The organism is Methylonatrum kenyense (assembly GCF_023195885.1).
GTDB classification, from domain to species: Bacteria; Pseudomonadota; Gammaproteobacteria; order Nitrococcales; family Aquisalimonadaceae; genus Methylonatrum; species Methylonatrum kenyense.
The window spans coordinates 12,501-30,039 of sequence record NZ_JALPKO010000013.1 but is presented as its reverse complement, the minus strand read 5'-3'; the positions used below and the strand labels follow the sequence as shown (position 1 = coordinate 30,039).

The 17,539-nt window shown below is 63.8% G+C and carries 17 protein-coding genes (1 of these 17 running past the window's edge); 11 read left to right on the top strand and 6 right to left on the bottom strand.

Going from position 1 to position 17,539, the window contains the following annotated elements:
* Nucleotides 1–40: 40 nt before the first annotated feature.
* Together M0534_RS12750 and M0534_RS12745 are read right to left on the bottom strand one after the other, a co-directional pair.
* Complete coding sequence (locus M0534_RS12750) at nt 41–1,675, bottom strand: sensor histidine kinase (protein WP_248568822.1); 1,635 nt, start codon at nt 1,673–1,675, stop codon at nt 41–43.
* Complete coding sequence (locus M0534_RS12745; protein ID WP_248568821.1) at nt 1,675–1,890, bottom strand: hypothetical protein; 216 nt, start codon at nt 1,888–1,890, stop codon at nt 1,675–1,677. The genes M0534_RS12750 and M0534_RS12745 overlap by 1 nt, the downstream gene beginning before the upstream one ends.
* A gap of 276 nt (nt 1,891–2,166) precedes the next feature.
* On the opposite strand from M0534_RS12745, the gene sucC reads away from it, so the two are divergent.
* From sucC to M0534_RS12725, 4 genes are all read left to right on the top strand, one after another.
* Complete coding sequence (sucC, locus tag M0534_RS12740; RefSeq protein ID WP_248568820.1) at nt 2,167–3,342, top strand: ADP-forming succinate--CoA ligase subunit beta; 1,176 nt, start codon at nt 2,167–2,169, stop codon at nt 3,340–3,342.
* 46 nt (nt 3,343–3,388) lie between these two features.
* Complete coding sequence (sucD, locus tag M0534_RS12735; RefSeq protein ID WP_248568819.1) at nt 3,389–4,261, top strand: succinate--CoA ligase subunit alpha; 873 nt, start codon at nt 3,389–3,391, stop codon at nt 4,259–4,261.
* A gap of 138 nt (nt 4,262–4,399) precedes the next feature.
* Nucleotides 4,400–6,028, top strand: a complete 1,629-nt coding sequence (locus tag M0534_RS12730; RefSeq protein ID WP_282571442.1) for an NAD+ synthase — start codon at nt 4,400–4,402, stop codon at nt 6,026–6,028.
* Between the two features lie 44 nt (nt 6,029–6,072).
* Entirely contained in the window at nt 6,073–6,411 is a 339-nt protein-coding gene (locus tag M0534_RS12725; RefSeq protein WP_248568817.1) for a P-II family nitrogen regulator, read from the top strand.
* Nucleotides 6,412–6,625: 214 nt separating this feature from the next.
* On the opposite strand, the gene M0534_RS12720 is transcribed toward M0534_RS12725, so the two are convergent.
* Nucleotides 6,626–7,420: an outer membrane protein assembly factor BamD gene (locus M0534_RS12720; protein ID WP_248568816.1), complete on the bottom strand. Its 795-nt coding sequence runs from the start codon at nt 7,418–7,420 to the stop codon at nt 6,626–6,628.
* 89 nt (nt 7,421–7,509) lie between these two features.
* Here M0534_RS12720 and rluD point away from each other — a divergent pair, with 89 nt between their 5' ends.
* The 4 genes from rluD to clpB all read left to right on the top strand — a co-directional run bounded on the left by rluD (nt 7,510) and on the right by clpB (nt 12,285).
* The gene (rluD, locus tag M0534_RS12715; RefSeq protein WP_248568815.1) at nt 7,510–8,475 is read left to right on the top strand and encodes a 23S rRNA pseudouridine(1911/1915/1917) synthase RluD; all 966 of its coding nucleotides are present in this window, start codon (nt 7,510–7,512) and stop codon (nt 8,473–8,475) included.
* Nucleotides 8,472–9,164, top strand: a complete 693-nt coding sequence (pgeF, locus tag M0534_RS12710; RefSeq protein ID WP_248568814.1) for a peptidoglycan editing factor PgeF — start codon at nt 8,472–8,474, stop codon at nt 9,162–9,164. Before rluD ends, pgeF begins: the two co-directional genes overlap by 4 nt.
* A gap of 68 nt (nt 9,165–9,232) precedes the next feature.
* On the top strand, nt 9,233–9,595 hold the full coding sequence (locus M0534_RS12705) for a four helix bundle protein (protein ID WP_248568813.1): 363 nt from the start codon (nt 9,233–9,235) through the stop codon (nt 9,593–9,595).
* A gap of 104 nt (nt 9,596–9,699) precedes the next feature.
* Nucleotides 9,700–12,285, top strand: a complete 2,586-nt coding sequence (gene clpB / locus M0534_RS12700) for an ATP-dependent chaperone ClpB (protein ID WP_248568812.1) — start codon at nt 9,700–9,702, stop codon at nt 12,283–12,285.
* Nucleotides 12,286–12,461: 176 nt separating this feature from the next.
* Here clpB and hemJ read toward each other — a convergent pair whose 3' ends face one another.
* Both hemJ and M0534_RS12690 read right to left on the bottom strand, forming a co-directional pair.
* A complete protein-coding gene (hemJ, locus tag M0534_RS12695; RefSeq protein WP_248568811.1) occupies nt 12,462–12,887 on the bottom strand; it encodes a protoporphyrinogen oxidase HemJ in 426 nt (141 codons plus the stop codon).
* An 18-nt stretch (nt 12,888–12,905) separates the two neighbouring features.
* Nucleotides 12,906–13,418, bottom strand: coding sequence for a TlpA disulfide reductase family protein (locus tag M0534_RS12690; RefSeq protein ID WP_248568810.1), 513 nt, complete (start codon nt 13,416–13,418; stop codon nt 12,906–12,908).
* A gap of 265 nt (nt 13,419–13,683) precedes the next feature.
* Here M0534_RS12690 and argC point away from each other — a divergent pair, with 265 nt between their 5' ends.
* Nucleotides 13,684–14,715, top strand: a complete 1,032-nt coding sequence (gene argC, locus M0534_RS12685) for an N-acetyl-gamma-glutamyl-phosphate reductase (protein ID WP_248568809.1) — start codon at nt 13,684–13,686, stop codon at nt 14,713–14,715.
* A 248-nt stretch (nt 14,716–14,963) separates the two neighbouring features.
* Nucleotides 14,964–15,323 carry an iron-sulfur cluster insertion protein ErpA gene (gene erpA, locus M0534_RS12680; protein ID WP_248568808.1) on the top strand — a complete coding sequence of 120 codons (360 nt, stop codon included), beginning with the start codon at nt 14,964–14,966 and terminating at the stop codon, nt 15,321–15,323.
* Between the two features lie 132 nt (nt 15,324–15,455).
* Here the strand turns inward: erpA and M0534_RS12675 are convergent, their stop codons facing one another.
* Nucleotides 15,456–16,577: an anhydro-N-acetylmuramic acid kinase gene (locus M0534_RS12675; RefSeq protein ID WP_248568807.1), complete on the bottom strand. Its 1,122-nt coding sequence runs from the start codon at nt 16,575–16,577 to the stop codon at nt 15,456–15,458.
* A 137-nt stretch (nt 16,578–16,714) separates the two neighbouring features.
* Between M0534_RS12675 and tyrS the strand changes: the two genes are divergently transcribed.
* Nucleotides 16,715–17,539 carry the 5' portion of a tyrosine--tRNA ligase gene (gene tyrS / locus M0534_RS12670; RefSeq protein ID WP_248568806.1) on the top strand. The gene runs 375 nt beyond the window's last position, so 825 of the gene's 1,200 nt are visible here — the first part of the coding sequence; it begins with the start codon at nt 16,715–16,717; its stop codon lies off the right edge, out of view.

Sequence of the window (17,539 nt, the reverse complement as noted above, 5' to 3'; positions counted from 1 at the left end):
CATAACACTTAAAACGTTCGCCCTTAAAACCTCCGCCGGCTCATGCCGAACGGGCAAACGTCACCCGAAAACACGCACTTTGCGGGCGGGTGGTGCGTAGCGTCAGCCTCGCGCCGTTGGCTTCGCAGAGTTCGCGGCACAGGTACAGGCCCAGGCCGGTGCCGGCCTCGGAGGTGGTGAAGAAGGGCTGGAACAGGCGTTCGGCCTGCTCCGGCGGCACGCCGCGGCCGTTGTCGGTGATTTCCAGCCAGGGCCGGCCGGCGCGGTCGTGGCCGGTGGCCAGCCGCAGGCGGGTTTCGTGGCCGGCGTCACCGTGTCTGACGGCGTTCTGCACCAGGTTGCTGAGCACCTGGTGCAGGTGATTGCTGTCCATGCCGACCACCAGCTCGTCATCCACATTGCCGATATCCAGCCGCGCGCCGTGCAGGCTCTGCTGCTGGCTGACCTCGTCGGCGAATTCCTCCAGCCAGGGTTTCAGGTGGATGCGCCGGGGCTGCGGCGGGTCGCGGCGCGACATGCGCAGTACGTCCTCGACGATGCCGTTCAGCCGGCGACTCTGGCGCTGGATGATGTCCAGCAGCCTGCGATCCGCCGGATTGTCGTTGCCCTCGGCCAGCAATTGCCCGGCATGCACCACGCCGGACAGCGGATTGCGGATTTCATGGGCAATGCTGGCGGTGAGCTGCCCCAGCGAGGCGAGCTTGGCCTGTTGCACGCGGGCGTTCATTTCGGCGCTGTCCTCCAGCACGCAGAGTGCCGCGCCCTCGGCGCCCAGCGGCCGGAAATGCGCCTGCACCGCGGTTCGGTCCGGGCCGATGACCAGGTCGACGGTGTCCGGGGTGCCGGCCTCGCGCCATAGCTGCACGGCCTTGCGCAGCTCCGGCGCCAGCGCGCCCAGGTCCAGTGTCGGGGTGTCCGTGGGCCGTCCGGTCATGATCCAGGCGGCGCGGTTCATCAGCCGGATGCGGTCCTGCCCATCCACCACCAGGATGCCGTCCTGCAGCCGTTCGACGATATGGCCGTTGAGCGCCTCCATGTTCGCCAGATCCACGCCCCGGCGTTCCGCCAGCAGCGCATTGGCGCGGGTGCGCTTGCCCAGCGCGCTGGCCGGCAGCGCCACCAGGAACAGGGCGGCACCAAGCAGCCCCACGGCGGTATAGCCGACGCTCATTTCGTCGAATTGCAGGTAATGCATCAGGTGCTGGAACAGCAGCGCCAGCGAGCCGACAGCAGCGTATAGCGCCGCCAGCCGCAGCGGCACCAGCACCGCGCTGCCGGTCACCGACACCAGCAGCAGTGGCGCCAGCGCGTTGTCCTCCAGCCCCACCGCATAGATCAGCAGGCCGAGCAGGATGCAGTCGGTGATGGTGTGCAGCGTGACCTGGGTGAGCAGATGCCGTTGCACCAGCTGCGCGGTTACCAGCAGTGCCAGCATGGCCAGGAAATACACGCCGGCAAGCTGGCTGAACAGCAGTGGCTGCTCGGGCTCCAGCAGCAGGGATTCGACGCCGGCGAACAGCGTGGCGAGCAGGATGATCGCCACCAGCAGCCGGTACAGCGCGAGCAAGCGGAACGGCTGCCAGCCGTAGCGTACGGTGATATCCAGCGGCGACACCAGATCCGGGCCGTAGCCGCCATTCGAGCCATCCCACCGCTGGGCGGAAGGCGCTGCCATCAGGACTGGTCGTCGTCCGGCGAATGATCACGACAGCGCCAGCCATTGCCGCTGGCCACCGCCTGACTGACCGGCACATGCTTGTGGCACACCCGGCACTGCACCAGATCCGTCGGCAACTGCCGCCTGTCACTGGCACCGAACTTCTGCACCAGCCAGCGCCACAGGGCGAGGGCGAGCAGGCCAAGCAGCAGAAGAAAAAGAAGGCGGCCCATGGGTTGGTGGTTGCCTCGGGTTGTCCTAAGAAGCGTTGTCTAGTGTTGCGGGGGACCGATGCGAAGGCAAGGACTGTCCCCGTTTAAACGGTTTTAGGTTTTATGTTTAACGTTTTAGGTCGCTCTCGCCTCGGATGGCCGGGTTGCCGCCAATTTTTCATAAAACCTAAAACGTTAAACGTAAAACGCAAGGCAAAGGCGCGTGCCTTTGCCTTGTTGCAGCGCATCGTTCAGAATGCGGGCACTTTCCGAGGCGGCTTTGGAGACGGTAGCGCGATGAATCTCCACGAGTACCAGTCGAAGCAGTTGTTCGCCGATTACGGCATCCCCGTTCCCGAAGGCCGTGTGGCCCGTTCCGCCCAGGAGGCGGTGGAGGCGGCGCGTGATATTGGCGGCGAGGTTTTCGTGGTCAAGGCGCAGGTGCATGCCGGCGGCCGCGGCAAGGCCGGGGGCGTCAAGGTTTGCAAGGGCCTGGAGGAGGTCCGGACCTATGCGGACTCGATCCTGGGCCAGCGCCTGGTGACGCACCAGACCGATGCCCGCGGCCTGCCGATCAACACGCTGATGGTGGAGCAGGGGCTGGATATCCAGTCCGAGCTTTACCTGGGTGCGGTGGTGGACCGGGCCTCGAAGCGGATCGTGTTCATGGCCTCCAGCGAGGGCGGCATGGACATCGAGGAAGTCGCTGCCAACACGCCGGAGAAGATCGCCCAGGTGGCGGTGCATCCGGCGGCCGGGCTGCAGGGATACCAGTGCCGGCAGATCGCCTTCGCCATCGGCCTGCAGGGCAAGCAGGTGGGGCAGCTCGCCAAATTCATGCAGGGCCTCTATAACCTGTTCCTGGACAAGGACCTGAGCCTGATCGAGATCAACCCGCTGATCGTCACCGGCGACGGCACCCTGCTGGCGCTGGATGCCAAGCTGAATGTGGATGACAACGCCGTGGAGACCGGCCGCCAGAAGGCCCTGGGCGAGATGCGCGATACCTCGCAGGAGGACGCCACCGAGGTCGAGGCGGCGGAGCACAACCTGAACTACATCACCCTGGACGGCAATATCGGCTGCATGGTCAACGGCGCCGGCCTGGCCATGGCGACCATGGATGTGGTGCAGGTGCATGGCGGCTCGCCGGCCAATTTCCTGGACGTGGGCGGCGGCACGACCGCGGAGCGCGTGGCGGCAGCGTTCAAGATCATTCTGTCCAGCGATTCGGTGGAAGGCATCCTGGTGAACATCTTCGGCGGTATCGTGCGCTGCGATCTGATCGCCGAGGGCATCATCAGTGCGGTCAAGGAAGTCGGCGTCGAGGTGCCGGTGGTGGTGCGGCTGGAAGGCACCAATGTGGATCAGGGCAAGAAGCTGCTGGAACAAAGCGGCCTGGACCTGATTGCCGCGGACGATCTGTCCGACGCCGCCGCCAAGGTGGTTGCCGCCGTGGGCAAGGCGGCCTGAACCGCGATCCCCACCCGACACCGGATTCGAGTACGAGGTCTAGCGAATGAGCATTCTGGTCAACAGCGACACCAAGGTGATTGTTCAGGGGTTTACCGGCAAGCAGGGCACTTTTCACGCCGAGCAGGCGATTGCCTACGGCACCAACATCGTTGGCGGCGTGACCCCGGGCCGCGCCGGCGAGACGCATCTTGAGCGACCGGTGTTCAACACCGTGCGTGATGCGGTGCAGGCCACCGGCGCCGATGCCTCGATGATCTACGTGCCGGCGGCCTTCGCCGCCGACGCGATCCTGGAAGCGGCGGATGCCGGCATCCGCGTAATCGCGTGCATTACCGAGGGCATCCCGGTGCTGGACATGCTCAAGGTCAAGGCGGTGCTGGAGCAACTACCCGACACGTACCTGATCGGCCCCAACTGCCCCGGCATCATCACGCCGGAGCAGTGCAAGATCGGCATCATGCCTGGGCATATCCACAAGTCCGGACGGATCGGCATCGTCTCGCGTTCCGGCACCCTGACCTACGAGGCGGTGAAACAGACCACCGACGCCGGCCTCGGCCAGAGCACCTGTGTCGGTATCGGTGGTGACCCGATTCACGGCATGTCCTTCGTCGACGTGCTGCGCCTGTTCAAGGACGATCCGCAGACCGAGGGCGTCGTCATGGTCGGCGAGATCGGCGGCACCGCCGAGGAAGAGGCCGCCGAGTTCATCCGCGCCGAAGTGAACAAGCCGGTGGTGGCCTACATCGCTGGCGTCACCGCGCCTCCCGGCAAGCGCATGGGGCACGCCGGCGCAATCATCTCCGGTGGCAAGGGTACCGCCGAAGACAAGTTCGCCGCCCTCGACGCGGCGGGTGTTACGACCGTGCGGTCGCCGGCGGAGATTGGGAAGGCGATGAAGGGTTTGCTCGTTTGACGAGCAAACCCGGTTTTAGGTTTAACGATTTAAGTTTTAAGTAGCCGGGGCCCTCCAAAACGGTGTGGCAGCAATTTGGTCGTTGCCTCCCCTCCCACACATAAAACGTAAAACATAAAACCTAAAACGTTTGAGCTAATGCGAAAACTCCGAATCATCATGGCCCAGCTCGATATGCGGGTGGGCGACGTGGCTGGTAATGCGCGGCAGGTGCTGGATGCGGCGGTGGATGCGCGGGATCGGCTGCGGGGCGATGTGGTGGTGTTTCCGGAGTTGAGCCTGACCGGGTATCCGGCCGAGGACTGGCTGTACCGGGACGACTTCATTTTCAGTGTCGGCGAGGCCCTGACCCAGGTCCGTGACGGCGTGCGCGGAATCACCGTGGTGGTGGGATTTCCGCACCGGGAAAACGGGCGGCTGTACAATTCGGCGGCGGCCTTCCGCGACGGCTCGGTGCTGGGGATCTACCACAAGCACCACCTGGCCAACCGCAGCGTGTTCGACGACAAGCGCTATTTCGACAGCGGCGAATCGCCGCTGGTGTTTCAGGTCGGCGAGCACAACCTGGCGGTCACCATCTGCGAGGATCTCTGGCATCCGGGGCCGGTGCGCTGGGCGGCCGATGCCGGGGCCGAAGCCATCATCAACATCAACGCCTCCCCGTATCACGAGGACAAGTTCGCCGAGCGTCAGGCGGTGGTGCAGGCGCGCCAGCGCGAGGCCCGGCTGCCGGTGGTCTACGTCAATCTGGTCGGCGGGCAGGACGAGGTGGTGTACGACGGTGCTTCCTGTGCCTTCGATAGCGACGGCGAGCTGCGGGTGCGCGGCGCCTGCTTCGAGGATTCCCGGTGCCTGGTGGAACTGGCCGCCGATGAGCGCGGCCGCCTGCGCGCGCAAGCGGGCGAAATCGCGCCGCTGCCCGATGCCGACGAGCTGATGTACCGGGGGCTGGTGCGCGGCCTGCGTGACTACGTGCGCAAGAACGGCTTCCCCGGTGTGCTGCTGGGCATGTCGGGCGGTATCGATTCGGCGCTGGCGGCGGCGGTGGCGGCCGATGCCCTGGGCCCGGAGCAGGTGCATGCAGTGATGATGCCGAGCCGCTACACCTCCGATGAAAGCCTGGAAGACGCCGCGGACTGCGCCCGCCGGCTCGGCATTCACTACCGCTCGATTTCCATTGATGTACCCTTTCAGGCGTTCATGGACGTGCTGGCGCCGGCATTTGCCGGCCGCGAGGCGGACCTGACCGAGGAGAACCTGCAGTCGCGGGCCCGCGGCACCCTATTGATGGGGCTGTCCAACAAGTTCGGCGAGCTGGTGCTGGCCACCGGCAACAAGAGCGAATACGCCGTGGGTTACGCCACGCTGTACGGCGACATGTGCGGCGGTTTTGCGCCGCTGAAGGACGTCTACAAGACGGCGGTGTTTCGGCTGGCCGAATGGCGCAACCGTCGGCAGGAAGTGATTCCGCAGCGGATCATCGACAAGCCGCCGACCGCCGAGCTGCGGCCGGACCAGAAGGATGCCGACTCGCTGCCGCCCTACGAAACGCTGGATGCTATCCTGCAGCGGTACATTGACCTGGACCGATCCGTGGCGGCGATTGTCGCCGACGGGTTTGACGAAGACACGGTACGGCGGGTGGTCGGCCTGCTGCACCGTAGCGAATACAAGCGTCGGCAGGCGGCCCCGGGGGTGAAGATCACCCGCAAGGCCTTCGGTCGCGAGCGGCGTTTTCCGATTACCTCGGCCTATCGCTCCTGGTAGCGGAGCGCCGGGGATACCGAAACCGACAGACACAGGGGTCAGGAATGAAACGAATCGAGGCCGTGATCAAGCCCTTCAAGCTGGACGACGTGCGCGAGGCCCTGTCCGAGGTGGGCGCCACCGGCATGACCGTGACCGAGGTCAAGGGTTTCGGGCGCCAGAAGGGCCACACCGAACTCTACCGCGGTGCCGAGTACGTGGTGGACTTCCTGCCCAAGATCCGGCTGGAACTGGTGGTCAGCGACGACCAGGTCGACCGCTGTGTCGAGGCCATCGTCAACGCCGCCAAGACCGGCAAGATCGGCGACGGCAAGATCTTCATTACGCCAGTCGAACAGATCGTGCGGATTCGGACCGGGGAGAAGGATGAGGAAGCGATTTAGGAGTTAGATAAAGTTTTCGGTTTTCAGTGTTCAGTTTTCAGACAAAGATAGAGAGCTAAGTTTTCAGTGTTCAGGTTTCAGGGGCGCTGCGTTGTGCTGGAAGTTTGTTGCTGAGCCGTCTTCCCCCTGGGCTACTCCGATGCTCACAAGAAGACCACCACATCGATTCCAATAAGGTGTGTGTCTGAACACTGAAGCCTGAAAACTAACTCCCTTATTCCATCCCAAGTCTCGGCAAAAACCGCCTCCGATCCCGCAAACTCGGATGATCCGGGTAGTTTTCCTCGATGACGCGGAGGATGTCCTGGCGCAGGTCGTCCATTTCCAGGGCACCGTAGGCGTCGACCAGGATGCCGAGGGCTTCCTGGACCTGGGGGGTTCCCTGGAAGTTCTCGACCACGCCCATGGCACGGTTGGCGGCGGCGACGTAGGCGCCGCGCTTCATGTACCAGCGGGTGACGTGCATTTCGTGGTGGGCCAGGTCACGGCGCAGCTGGCTGACGCGCTGGCGGGAATCGTTGGCGTATTCGGAGTCCGGGTAGTTTTCCGCCACCCGCATGAAGTCGTTCATGGCTTCGCGCAGCGGTGAGGGGTCGCGCACGCGGCGGTCGATGCCGAAGGTGCGGGTCAGCAGGTCGTTGCCGCGTTCCAGGTTCGAGCGGCCGCGCATGTAGATGGCATAGGGCACATGCTCGTCGCGCGGGTTCAGCCGGATGAAGCGGTCGGCGGCGGCGATCGCCGAGCCCATTTCCTCCTGCTGGAAGTAGGCATTGATCAGATCAAGCTGGGCCTGCTTGAAGTATGGGCCGAACGGGTAGCGGGCCTGCAGGTTTTCCAGCGTCTCGGCGGCACCCGAATAGTCGCGACGGTTCATTTGACGCTGTGCCTGTTCGTACATCTGTTCCGCCGACTGCTCGCGTTCGCCGCTGCCGCGTTGCGAACCCGAGGAGGAGCAGGCCGTCACGGCCAGCGCCAGAAGCAGAATGGAAAGCAGTCGCGCGTAATTCATAACAGAGTCAGACCACATGGGACGATGAGTGATCAGCTATTGTAGAGGAAGGACCGTGGATTGCACACGGCAGGACAGGGGCCGCGTGCATGGCTGAGAGGATCGAGCGCCAGGGCGAGTTGCCGGCGGAATCGGCCGGCCAGCGCCTTGATCAGGCACTGGCCGGCCTGTTTCCGGAGTTCTCCCGCAGCCGCTTGCAGCAATGGCTGAAGGCCGGCCGTATTACCGTTGACGGCCGCAGCCCGAAGCCGCGCGATGCGGTGCGCGGCGGCGAGCAGGTACGGCTGGATGCCGAACTGGAAAGCGCGGTGCAGGTGGAGCCCGAGGCCATCGCGCTGAACCTGGTCTACGAGGACGAGCAGTTGCTGGTGGTGGACAAACCGGCCGGGCTGGTGGTGCACCCCGGCGCCGGCAATCCGGATGGCACGTTGCAGAATGCGCTGCTGCATCATGCGCCGGTGCTGGAGGCGATACCGCGCTGCGGCATTGTCCACCGCATCGACAAGGAGACCTCGGGGCTGCTGGTGGTGGCCAGGACCCTGCAGGCGCATGCCGCCCTGGTGCAGCAGCTGCAGGACAAGACCGTGGGGCGGGAGTATGACGCCCTGGTCAATGGCACCTTTACCGCTGGCGGCACGATCAAGGCGCGGATTGACCGGCATCCGAAGGATCGCAAGCGGATGACCGTGGTCGAACAGGGCGGTCGGCCGGCGGTGACGCATTACCGGATTGCCGAGCGGTTTTCGGCGCACACCCTGCTGCGGGTGCACCTGGAAACCGGTCGTACGCATCAGATCCGTGTGCACATGGCCTGGATTCGGCATCCGCTGGTGGGGGATCCGGTTTACGGGGGGCGCCCGCATCTACCCAAGGGCGCCGACGATACAGTGCGTGCAGCCCTGGGTGGCTTGCGACGCCAGGCATTGCATGCGGCACGGCTGACACTGGTTCACCCGGCCACCGGAGAGACGATGACATGGGACAGTTCGCGGCCCGACGACCTGGAACAGGTGCTATGCGTTCTGCGGACCCACGATCAGCTTGGGATGGTTTGACTCCGGGATTCATTCGCCCGTTCTGGCCGGCGCCGGCCAACGTGCGGGCGCTGGTCAGCACGCGCAAGGCGGGTGACGCGAGGCACTGGCGCGACGGCAGTGAATCGCCGCCCCGCGCCGCCGGTCTTCCGGCTGAACCGGTCTGGCTGACCCAGGTGCATGGTACCGCCGTCGTGGCCGCCCACGACCAGCACGACGCTCCCCCCGCGGCCGATGCAGCGTGGACGGACCAACCCCGGCGGGTCTGCGCGGTGCTCACTGCCGATTGCCTGCCGGTGCTGTTCTGCGACCGGCAGGGTAACCATGTTGCTGCCGCCCATGCCGGCTGGCGCGGCCTTCTCAACGGCGTCCTGGAGCGTACCGTGGACGCGATGGGCTGCCCCTCCGCCGAACTGCTGGCCTGGATGGGCCCGGCCATCGGCCCGAAGGCATTCGAGGTCGGCCCCGAAGTCCGCGACGCCTTCCTGCAGCGCGATCCCGGCTGCACCGCCGCCTTCCTCCCCGGCGATGGCGACCACTGGTACGCCGATCTCTACCGCCTGGCCCGCCGCCGCCTCAACGGCCTCGGCGTACGCGATGTCCGCGGCGGTGGTTTTTGTACGGTTAACGAAAGCGAGCGGTTTTATTCTTATCGGAGGGAGGGGGAGGAAACTGGGAGGATGGGGGCGTTTATTTGGCTTGCTGAATGAGCAAGCCGTTTTAGGTTTGAAGTTTTAGGTTTTACGAAAGACGACGCACAGAAACCCAAGGAGGGGTGATGGCGTACCAATCTTTCCAGGATCTTGAGGTCTGGAAGCGGGCTTGTCGGCTTTCCGTGACCCTGTATGCCGAGCTCTCGTCGTGCCGTGATCTCGGTCTGAAAGACCAGATGACCCGGTCCGCGGTTTCCATTGCGTCAAATATCGCCGAAGGCGCTGAACGCGGATCGCCAAGGGAGTTCATCCGCTTCCTGCGGATTGCGAAAGGGTCTTCCGCAGAACTCCGAACCCAGCTCTTCATCGCCTCCCAGGCAGGCATTCTTCCGGAAGTCACAGCGCGGGATCTAAGACGAGAGGCAGAGCATTTGTCAGCGATGCTGCAAAGGCTATCCGTCTCGGTCCGCACTCCTCCTAAAACGTAAAACGTTACACATAAAGCCTTCCACCATCGATCCAAGCGCTTGTTAATCCCGCCCCATACCCCAATCTGAATTGACAACGACAGACACAATTCGGAGCCAACCCAATGCGCCTCGACAAATTGACGACAAAATTTCAGATGGCGATCCAGGATGCGCAGAGTCAGGCGCTGGGTCGCGATCATCAGTTCATTGAGCCGGTTCACCTGATGGGGGCCTTGCTGGATCAGGAGGGGGGTGGTGTGCGCCATCTGCTGAGCCTGGCCGGGGCCAATATCAATCAGTTGCGGACCGAGTTGGACCGCAGCCTGGAGCGGATTCCCACCGTGGAAGGTGTGGGCGGTGACGTGCAGCCGTCGCAGGATTTCATGCGCGTGCTGAACCTGACCGACAAGCTGGCGCAGAAGCGCAAGGACCAGTTCATCTCCAGTGAGTTGTTCGTGCTGGCGGCGCTGGATGACAAGGGCTCGCTGGGCGAGATGCTGCGCAAGGCGGGTGTCGGCAAGCAGGCGCTGGAGAAGGCCATTGACGATGTGCGCGGTGGCCAGAACGTGAACGATCCCAACGCCGAGGAGCAGCGCCAGGCGCTGGAGAAGTACACCATTGACCTGACCGAGCGCGCCGAGCAGGGCAAGGTCGATCCGGTGATCGGCCGCGATGACGAGATCCGGCGGACCGTGCAGGTGCTGCAGCGGCGGACCAAGAACAACCCGGTGCTGATCGGCGAGCCGGGTGTCGGCAAGACCGCCATCGTCGAGGGCCTGGCCCAGCGCATCATCAATGGCGAGGTGCCCGAGGGCATCAAGAACAAGCGTCTGCTGTCGCTGGACATGGGCGCGCTGATTGCCGGGGCGAAGTTCCGCGGCGAATTCGAGGAACGGCTGAAGGCGGTGCTGAACGACCTGGCCAAGCAGGAAGGCCAGGTGATCCTGTTCATCGACGAGATCCACACCATCGTCGGCGCCGGCAAGGCCGAGGGTTCGATGGACGCCGGCAATATGCTGAAGCCGGCGCTGGCCCGGGGCGAGCTGCACTGCATCGGCGCGACCACGCTGGATGAGTACCGCAAGTACATCGAGAAGGACGCGGCGCTGGAGCGGCGCTTCCAGAAGGTGCTGGTGGACGAGCCCAGCGTCGAGGACACGATCGCGATCCTGCGTGGCCTGAAGGAACGCTACGAGGTCCACCATAAGGTGGAGATCACTGACCCGGCGATTGTTGCCGCGGCCACGCTGTCGCATCGCTACATCACCGACCGTCAGTTGCCGGACAAGGCCATCGACCTGGTGGACGAGGCCGCCAGCCGGATCCGCATGGAGATCGATTCCAAGCCGGAGGAAATGGACCGGCTGGAGCGGCGGGTGATTCAGTTGCGGATCGAGCGCGAGGCGCTGAAGAAGGAATCCGACGAGGCCTCGCGCAAGCGCCTGCAGGTGCTGGACGAGGAACTGGGTCGGCTGGAGAAGGAATATTCCGACCTTGAGGAAATCTGGAAGGCCGAGAAGGCCGCGGTGGAGGGCGCCACCGGCATCAAGGAACAACTGGAGCGGGCCCGGCAGGAGCTGGAAACCGCCCGCCGTGCCGGCGACCTGACGCGCATGTCGGAGCTGCAGTACGGCCGCATCCCGGAGCTGGAAAAACGGCTGGAATCCGCCACCCATGCGGAAACGACCGAGAAGACTCTGCTGCGGAACAATGTCACGGCCGAGGAGGTGGCCGAGGTGGTGGCCAAGTGGACCGGTATTCCGGTGTCCAAGATGCTGGAGGGGGAAAAGGAAAAGCTGCTGCGCATGGAGGAGGCCATCGGTGCCCGCGTCGTCGGACAGCAGGAGGCGGTCGGCGCCGTGGCCAACGCCATTCGCCGCTCCCGTGCAGGCCTGTCCGATCCGAACCGGCCGAACGGCTCGTTCCTGTTCCTGGGCCCCACCGGGGTCGGCAAGACCGAGTTGTGCAAGGCCCTGGCCACCTTCCTGTTCGACACCGAGGAGGCCATGGTCCGGATCGACATGTCCGAGTTCATGGAGAAGCACGCGGTGGCCCGGCTGGTCGGTGCGCCCCCGGGTTATGTCGGTTACGAGGAGGGCGGCTACCTGACCGAGGCCGTCCGCCGTCGGCCGTACTCGGTGATCCTGCTGGACGAGGTGGAAAAGGCGCATCCGGATGTGTTCAACATCCTGTTGCAGGTGCTGGACGACGGCCGGCTGACCGACAGCCACGGCCGCACCGTCGACTTCCGCAACACCGTGATCGTGATGACCTCGAACCTGGGCTCGGACGTGATCCAGCGCATGGCCGGCGAGGAGCAGTACGGCGCGATGAAGGATGCGGTGATGGAGATTGTCGGCACGCAGTTCCGGCCGGAGTTCATCAACCGCGTCGATGACGTGGTGGTGTTCCACCCGCTGCAGCGCGACCAGATCAAGGCCATCGCCGCGATCCAGACCCGTTACCTGTCGGACCGGCTGAAGGAGCAGGACATGGCCATCCGCTTCACCGACGCAGCGCTGGAGAAACTTTCGGAGGCCGGCTTCGACCCGGTCTACGGCGCCCGCCCGCTGAAGCGCGTGATCCAGGCCCGTGTCGAAAACGGCCTCGCCAACGCCATCCTGCAAGGCGACTACGCCGCCGGCGACAGCATCGTCGTCGATGCCGGAGAAGAGGGGTTGGTGTTTGGGACAGAAACGCCGGCGTAAGGCTGGCGTTTCATTTAAGTGTTCAGTTTTCAGTGTTCAGTTTTCAGACAAACCAGGCGGCTTGGTGAGGCTGGACGACACGTCGCGAATGGCACCTCGCTCCCAGTGACCGCTCAAGCTGGCGGAATGTCACTTTGTTTGTCTGAACACTGAAAACTGAAGCCTGAAAACTTTCCCTAAAACGGTTTCACCACCACCAGGATGACGATTGCCACCAGCAACAACACCGGCACCTCATTAAAGACGCGATACCACACGTGACTGCGGGTGTTGTTGTCGTCGCGGAAGGTGCGGAGGATCTGGCCGCACCAGATGTGATAGCCGAGGAGGAGCAGGACCAGGGCGAGTTTGGCGTGCATCCAGCCCTGGCCGAGCCAGCCGGGGGCGAGGATCAGCAGCCAGATGCCGAGCAGCACCGTGATGGCGGCGCTGGGGTTCATGATGCCCCGGTAGAGCTTGCGCTCCATGATCTTGAAGCGTTCCCGGCTCGGGCGGTCCTCGGCCATGGCGTGATAGACGTAGAGTCGCGGCAGGTAAAAGATGGCCGCGAACCAGGTGACCATGGCAATGATGTGGAATGCCTTGACCCAGAGATACAGCATGAAGCGGTCCTTCGCGGTTCAGGATTCGGCGGGCAGCATGCCGCTGACGCGTTCGTGCAGGCGCTCCATGTCAATCAGGCCCAGACGGCGCTGGACAATGTCGCCCCGGGGTCCGATCAGGAAGGTGGTCGGCGTGAGACGCACGCCGCCGAAGGCGCTGGCGATCTCGCCGTCGCTGTCATGCGTGATCCTGTAGTTGAGCTCGCGAGCATCCACCAGCCGCTCGACGTCGCGGATCGGGTCGTAATCCATCGCCACGCCGATGATCTCCAGGCCGCGGGGGCCGAGTTCCTCGTACATGGCCTTCAGGTAGGGCATCTCCTGAACGCAGGTCGCACAGGTGGTGGCCCAGAACGTGATCAGCGTGGGCTTTCCGGCGCGGTCGGACAGGCGAATTTCCTCACCGTCCAGCGTGGTAAAGGTGACGTCCGGTGCCCGCTCGCCGGAGCCCGGCACGAACCAGATGGCAGCCGCCACGGCGATCACGACGATGGCGGCAATGCCGATGAAGATGTCCCTGCGCTTGCTCATGCTGAAAAGACCTGTGTGTGAACGATTCGGTTCCCGCGCCCCCCTGCGATGAGGTGGGTGTCTGTTGTAGGATGCGATTCTGGCAGAAAGTACACATAGTTTTCAGGTTTCAGTGTTCAGTTTTCAGACACACCAGGCGGCTTCGTGAAGATCGACCGCATCTCGCGAACGGCACCCAGCCCGCAGTGATCGCTCAAACTGGCCGAAAGCCAACTTTGTTTGTCTGAACACTGAACACTGAAAACTTTGTTTCTCAGAGATCCTTATGTTGAAGATCGGACTTGTTGGCGGCACCGGTTACACCGGCATGGAGTTGCTGCGCCTGCTGGCGCGGCACCCGTATGCGGAACTGGTTTGCATTACCTCGCGTGGCAACGCCGGGACGCGGGTGGACGCCATGTTCCCGGGGCTGCGCGGGCATCTCGATATCGCGTTCAGCGAGCCGGATGTTGATCGCCTGGCCGCCTGTGATCTGGTGTTTTTCGCAACGCCGAACGGCACGGCGATGGAAATGGCGCCGGCGCTGCTGGATGCGGGTACACGGGTGGTTGATCTCGGTGCCGATTTCCGGCTCCAGGATCTCCAGGTCTGGTCACGCTGGTACGGCATGGAGCACAGCTGCCCGGACTGGGTGGCGAAAGCGGTTTACGGTTTGCCGGAACGCAACCGCGACAGCATTCGCGGCGCCAGGCTGGTGGCGAATCCGGGCTGCTACCCGACCGCGGTGGCGCTGGGCTACCTGCCGCTGCTGGAGGCGGGGATGGTCGCCACCGACGGGCTGATCGCGGACTGCAAGTCCGGCGTGTCCGGTGCCGGGCGCGGGGCCCAGGTGCGCACGCTGCTGTGCGAGGCCAACGAGAGCTTCTCCGCCTATGGCGCTTCCGGCCATCGTCACCTGCCGGAGATTCGCCAGAGCCTGGCCGGAATGATTGGCCGGCAACCCGGTCTAACCTTCGTGCCGCACCTGGTGCCGATGACGCGTGGCATGCAGGCAACGCTGTACGGGCGCCTGACCGGCGAGGCCGGTGACCTGCAGGCCCTGTTCGAGCAACGCTACGCGGCGGAGCCCTTTGTCGACGTGATGCCGGCCGGATCACATCCGGAAACCCGCACGGTGCGCGGCACCAATATGTGCCGGGTGGCGGTGCACCGGCCCGAAGGCGGCGACACCGTGGTGGTGCTGTCGGTAATCGACAACCTCAGCAAGGGCGCAGCCTCGCAGGCGGTGCAGAACATGAATTTGATGTTGGGCTTCGACGAGACGGCGGGGTTGGATGATATGGCGGTGTTGCCTTGAAAGGTTTGGGGACACAAGTGTTCAGGTTTCAGTTTTCAGTTTTCAGACACACCAGGCGGCTTCGTGAAGATCGCCCGCATCTCGCAAACGGTTCCCAGCCAGCAGGGACCGTTCAGGCTAGACGAAAGGCAACTTTGTTTGTCTGAACACTGAAAACTGAAGCCTGAAAACTTCCAACATCGAAATGAGAATCGCTTGCACGTATACTTGCATTCAGTAAACGAGTACGACGTCAGCCGGAGGCAGACATGAGCGAAGCCGCAGCAGAGTTCGATTTCGACAACCCCTTGGTCGTGACGGACAGTGCCGCCAGCAAAGTGCGCGAACTGCTGGAGGAAGAAAACAACAGTGCGCTAAAGCTGCGTGTCTACGTCTCGGGCGGCGGCTGCTCCGGCTTCCAGTACGGCTTCACCTTCGACGAGAACGTCGAGGATGGTGACACCGCGATGGAAAAGGATGGCGTCACCCTGCTGATCGACCCGATGAGCGTCCAGTACCTGATGGGCGCCGAGATCGACTACGTGGAAAGCGTCCAGGGCGCCCAGTTCGTGATCCGCAACCCGAACGCGACAACGACGTGTGGCTGTGGGTCGTCGTTTGGCGTTTAACGTCGCGCCTGGCGCGGCGGTTTAACGTGTAACCCGGTCGTTTAATGTTTAATGTTTTAAGCTATTGACGTAAAACGTAAAACGTAAAACGTAAAACGTAAAACGTAAAACGTAAAACCGCGTCCTGCCGCTTCAGCGGTGGTATACCCCCCCCAAAACCACCGCCCGTTCCGCCCCGGTCACCGCCGGCACATTCCCCGGCCTGCCCGCCAGTGTTTCTCTGGCCAACCAGGCGAAGCCCATGGCTTCGACCCAGTCGGCGGGTGCGCCGTGGTCGTCAGTGAATTCGACCTTCAGCTCCGGGAGTCCGGCGGCAATGCGGCTGCACAGGTGGCGGTTGTGGGTGCCGCCACCGCAGAGCAGGACGCGTTTGCTGTCGGGGGCATGTTTGCGGATGGCGTCGCGAATCGTGCCGGCGGTAAGTTCGCACAGCGTGGCCTGGACAACCCGGGGGTCCAGGTCCGGGCGCAGGTCCAGGCGCAGGTCCAGCCAGTCCAGGTTGAAGTACTCCCGGCCCGTGCTCTTGGGCGGCGCGGCCGCGAAATAGGGGTCGGCGCGCAGGATATCAAGCAGCTTGCCATCGACCGCCGCGCCGGCGGCCCAGCTGCCGTGGCGGTCAAAGGGTTTGGCCTGGTGGCGATCAATCCAGGCATCCATCAGCACGTTGCCGGGGCCGGTATCGAAGCCGCCGATATGCTCTGGCGTGGCATCCGGCAACAGCGTGATGTTGGCCATGCCACCCAGATTCACGACCACGCGTGGCTCGGTCTTGCTGGCGAACATCGCATGATGGAAGGCGGGTGCCAGCGGCGCGCCCTGGCCGCCGGCGGCGATGTCGCGGCGACGGAAATCGGCGACCACGGTCAACCCGAGTTGCTGCGCCAGCAGTGACGGGTTTCCGAGCTGCAACGATGTCGGGGTTTCGGAGTCCGGTTCATGCCAGACCGTCTGGCCGTGACAACCGACGGCCTGTATATCCGAGTGGTCGACCCCGGCGTCCCGCAGCAGCCGTGTGACGGCTTCCGCATAGCGAAGCGCCAGCTGGTGATCCAGTTTCAGGATCTCCCGCAGTGCTGTGTCCGGGGTCACCGCCGCGATCCGCCGGCGCAACTCATCGGACAGTGGCACCGCCTGGCTGCCGTTGAGGATAATGCGGTGGCCTGTTATGCGCACCAGCGCGGCATCCACGGCATCCAGGCTGGTGCCGGTCATTAATCCGACATAATGCTCCGCGGGCGGAATTGCGTGATTCATGGGTGTCCCCGATTTGTCCGGCACTGGGTGCAGTCTGAGGCCTGCATCGCGAGGCGACAACGCCGTGGGCGCGGACTGGCATGTCGCTTTCCGGTAGACTCTCGGCTCCATTTTCATTGATTCAAGGGATTTTTGCGGTGACAAGCCACGATCTGCTGGCCGAATTGCGGCGCGGCACAGATGAAATCCTGGTGGAAGAGGAACTGCTGGAGCGGCTCAAGCTGGACCGGCCCTTGCGGATCAAGGCGGGATTTGACCCGACCGCTCCCGATCTGCATCTCGGGCACACGGTGCTGATCAACAAACTGCGGCAATTCCAGGACCTTGGTCATGAGGTGTATTTCCTGATCGGTGATTTCACCGGCATGATCGGGGACCCCACCGGCAAGAACGTGACGCGCAAACCGCTGACGCGGGAGGCCGTCGCCGAAAACGCGCGGACCTACAAGGAGCAGGTGTTCCGGATTCTCGACCCGGCCAAGACCCGCGTGGTGTTCAATTCCGACTGGATGGGCCAGTTCGGCGCCGCGGATCTGATCCAGCTCGCCTCCCGGCATACGGTTGCCCGGATGCTGGAGCGGGACGACTTTCACAAGCGCTACGCGGCGAACCAGTCCATTGCGATCCATGAGTTCCTGTACCCGCTGATCCAGGGCTACGACTCGGTGGAGCTGAAGGCGGACGTCGAGCTCGGGGGCACGGATCAGAAATTCAACCTGCTGGTCGGCCGCCAGCTTCAGCACAGCTATGGCCAGCCGCCGCAGGTGGTCATGACCGTGCCGATCCTCGAGGGTCTGGATGGCGTGCAGAAGATGTCCAAGTCCCTGGGCAACTACATCGGTATCCAGGAACCGCCGGACGAGATGTTCGGCAAGGTCATGTCGGTGTCCGATGATTTGATGTGGCGCTATTTCGAGCTGTTGAGCTTCCGCCCGCTGGCCGAGGTGCGCAACCTGCGGGAT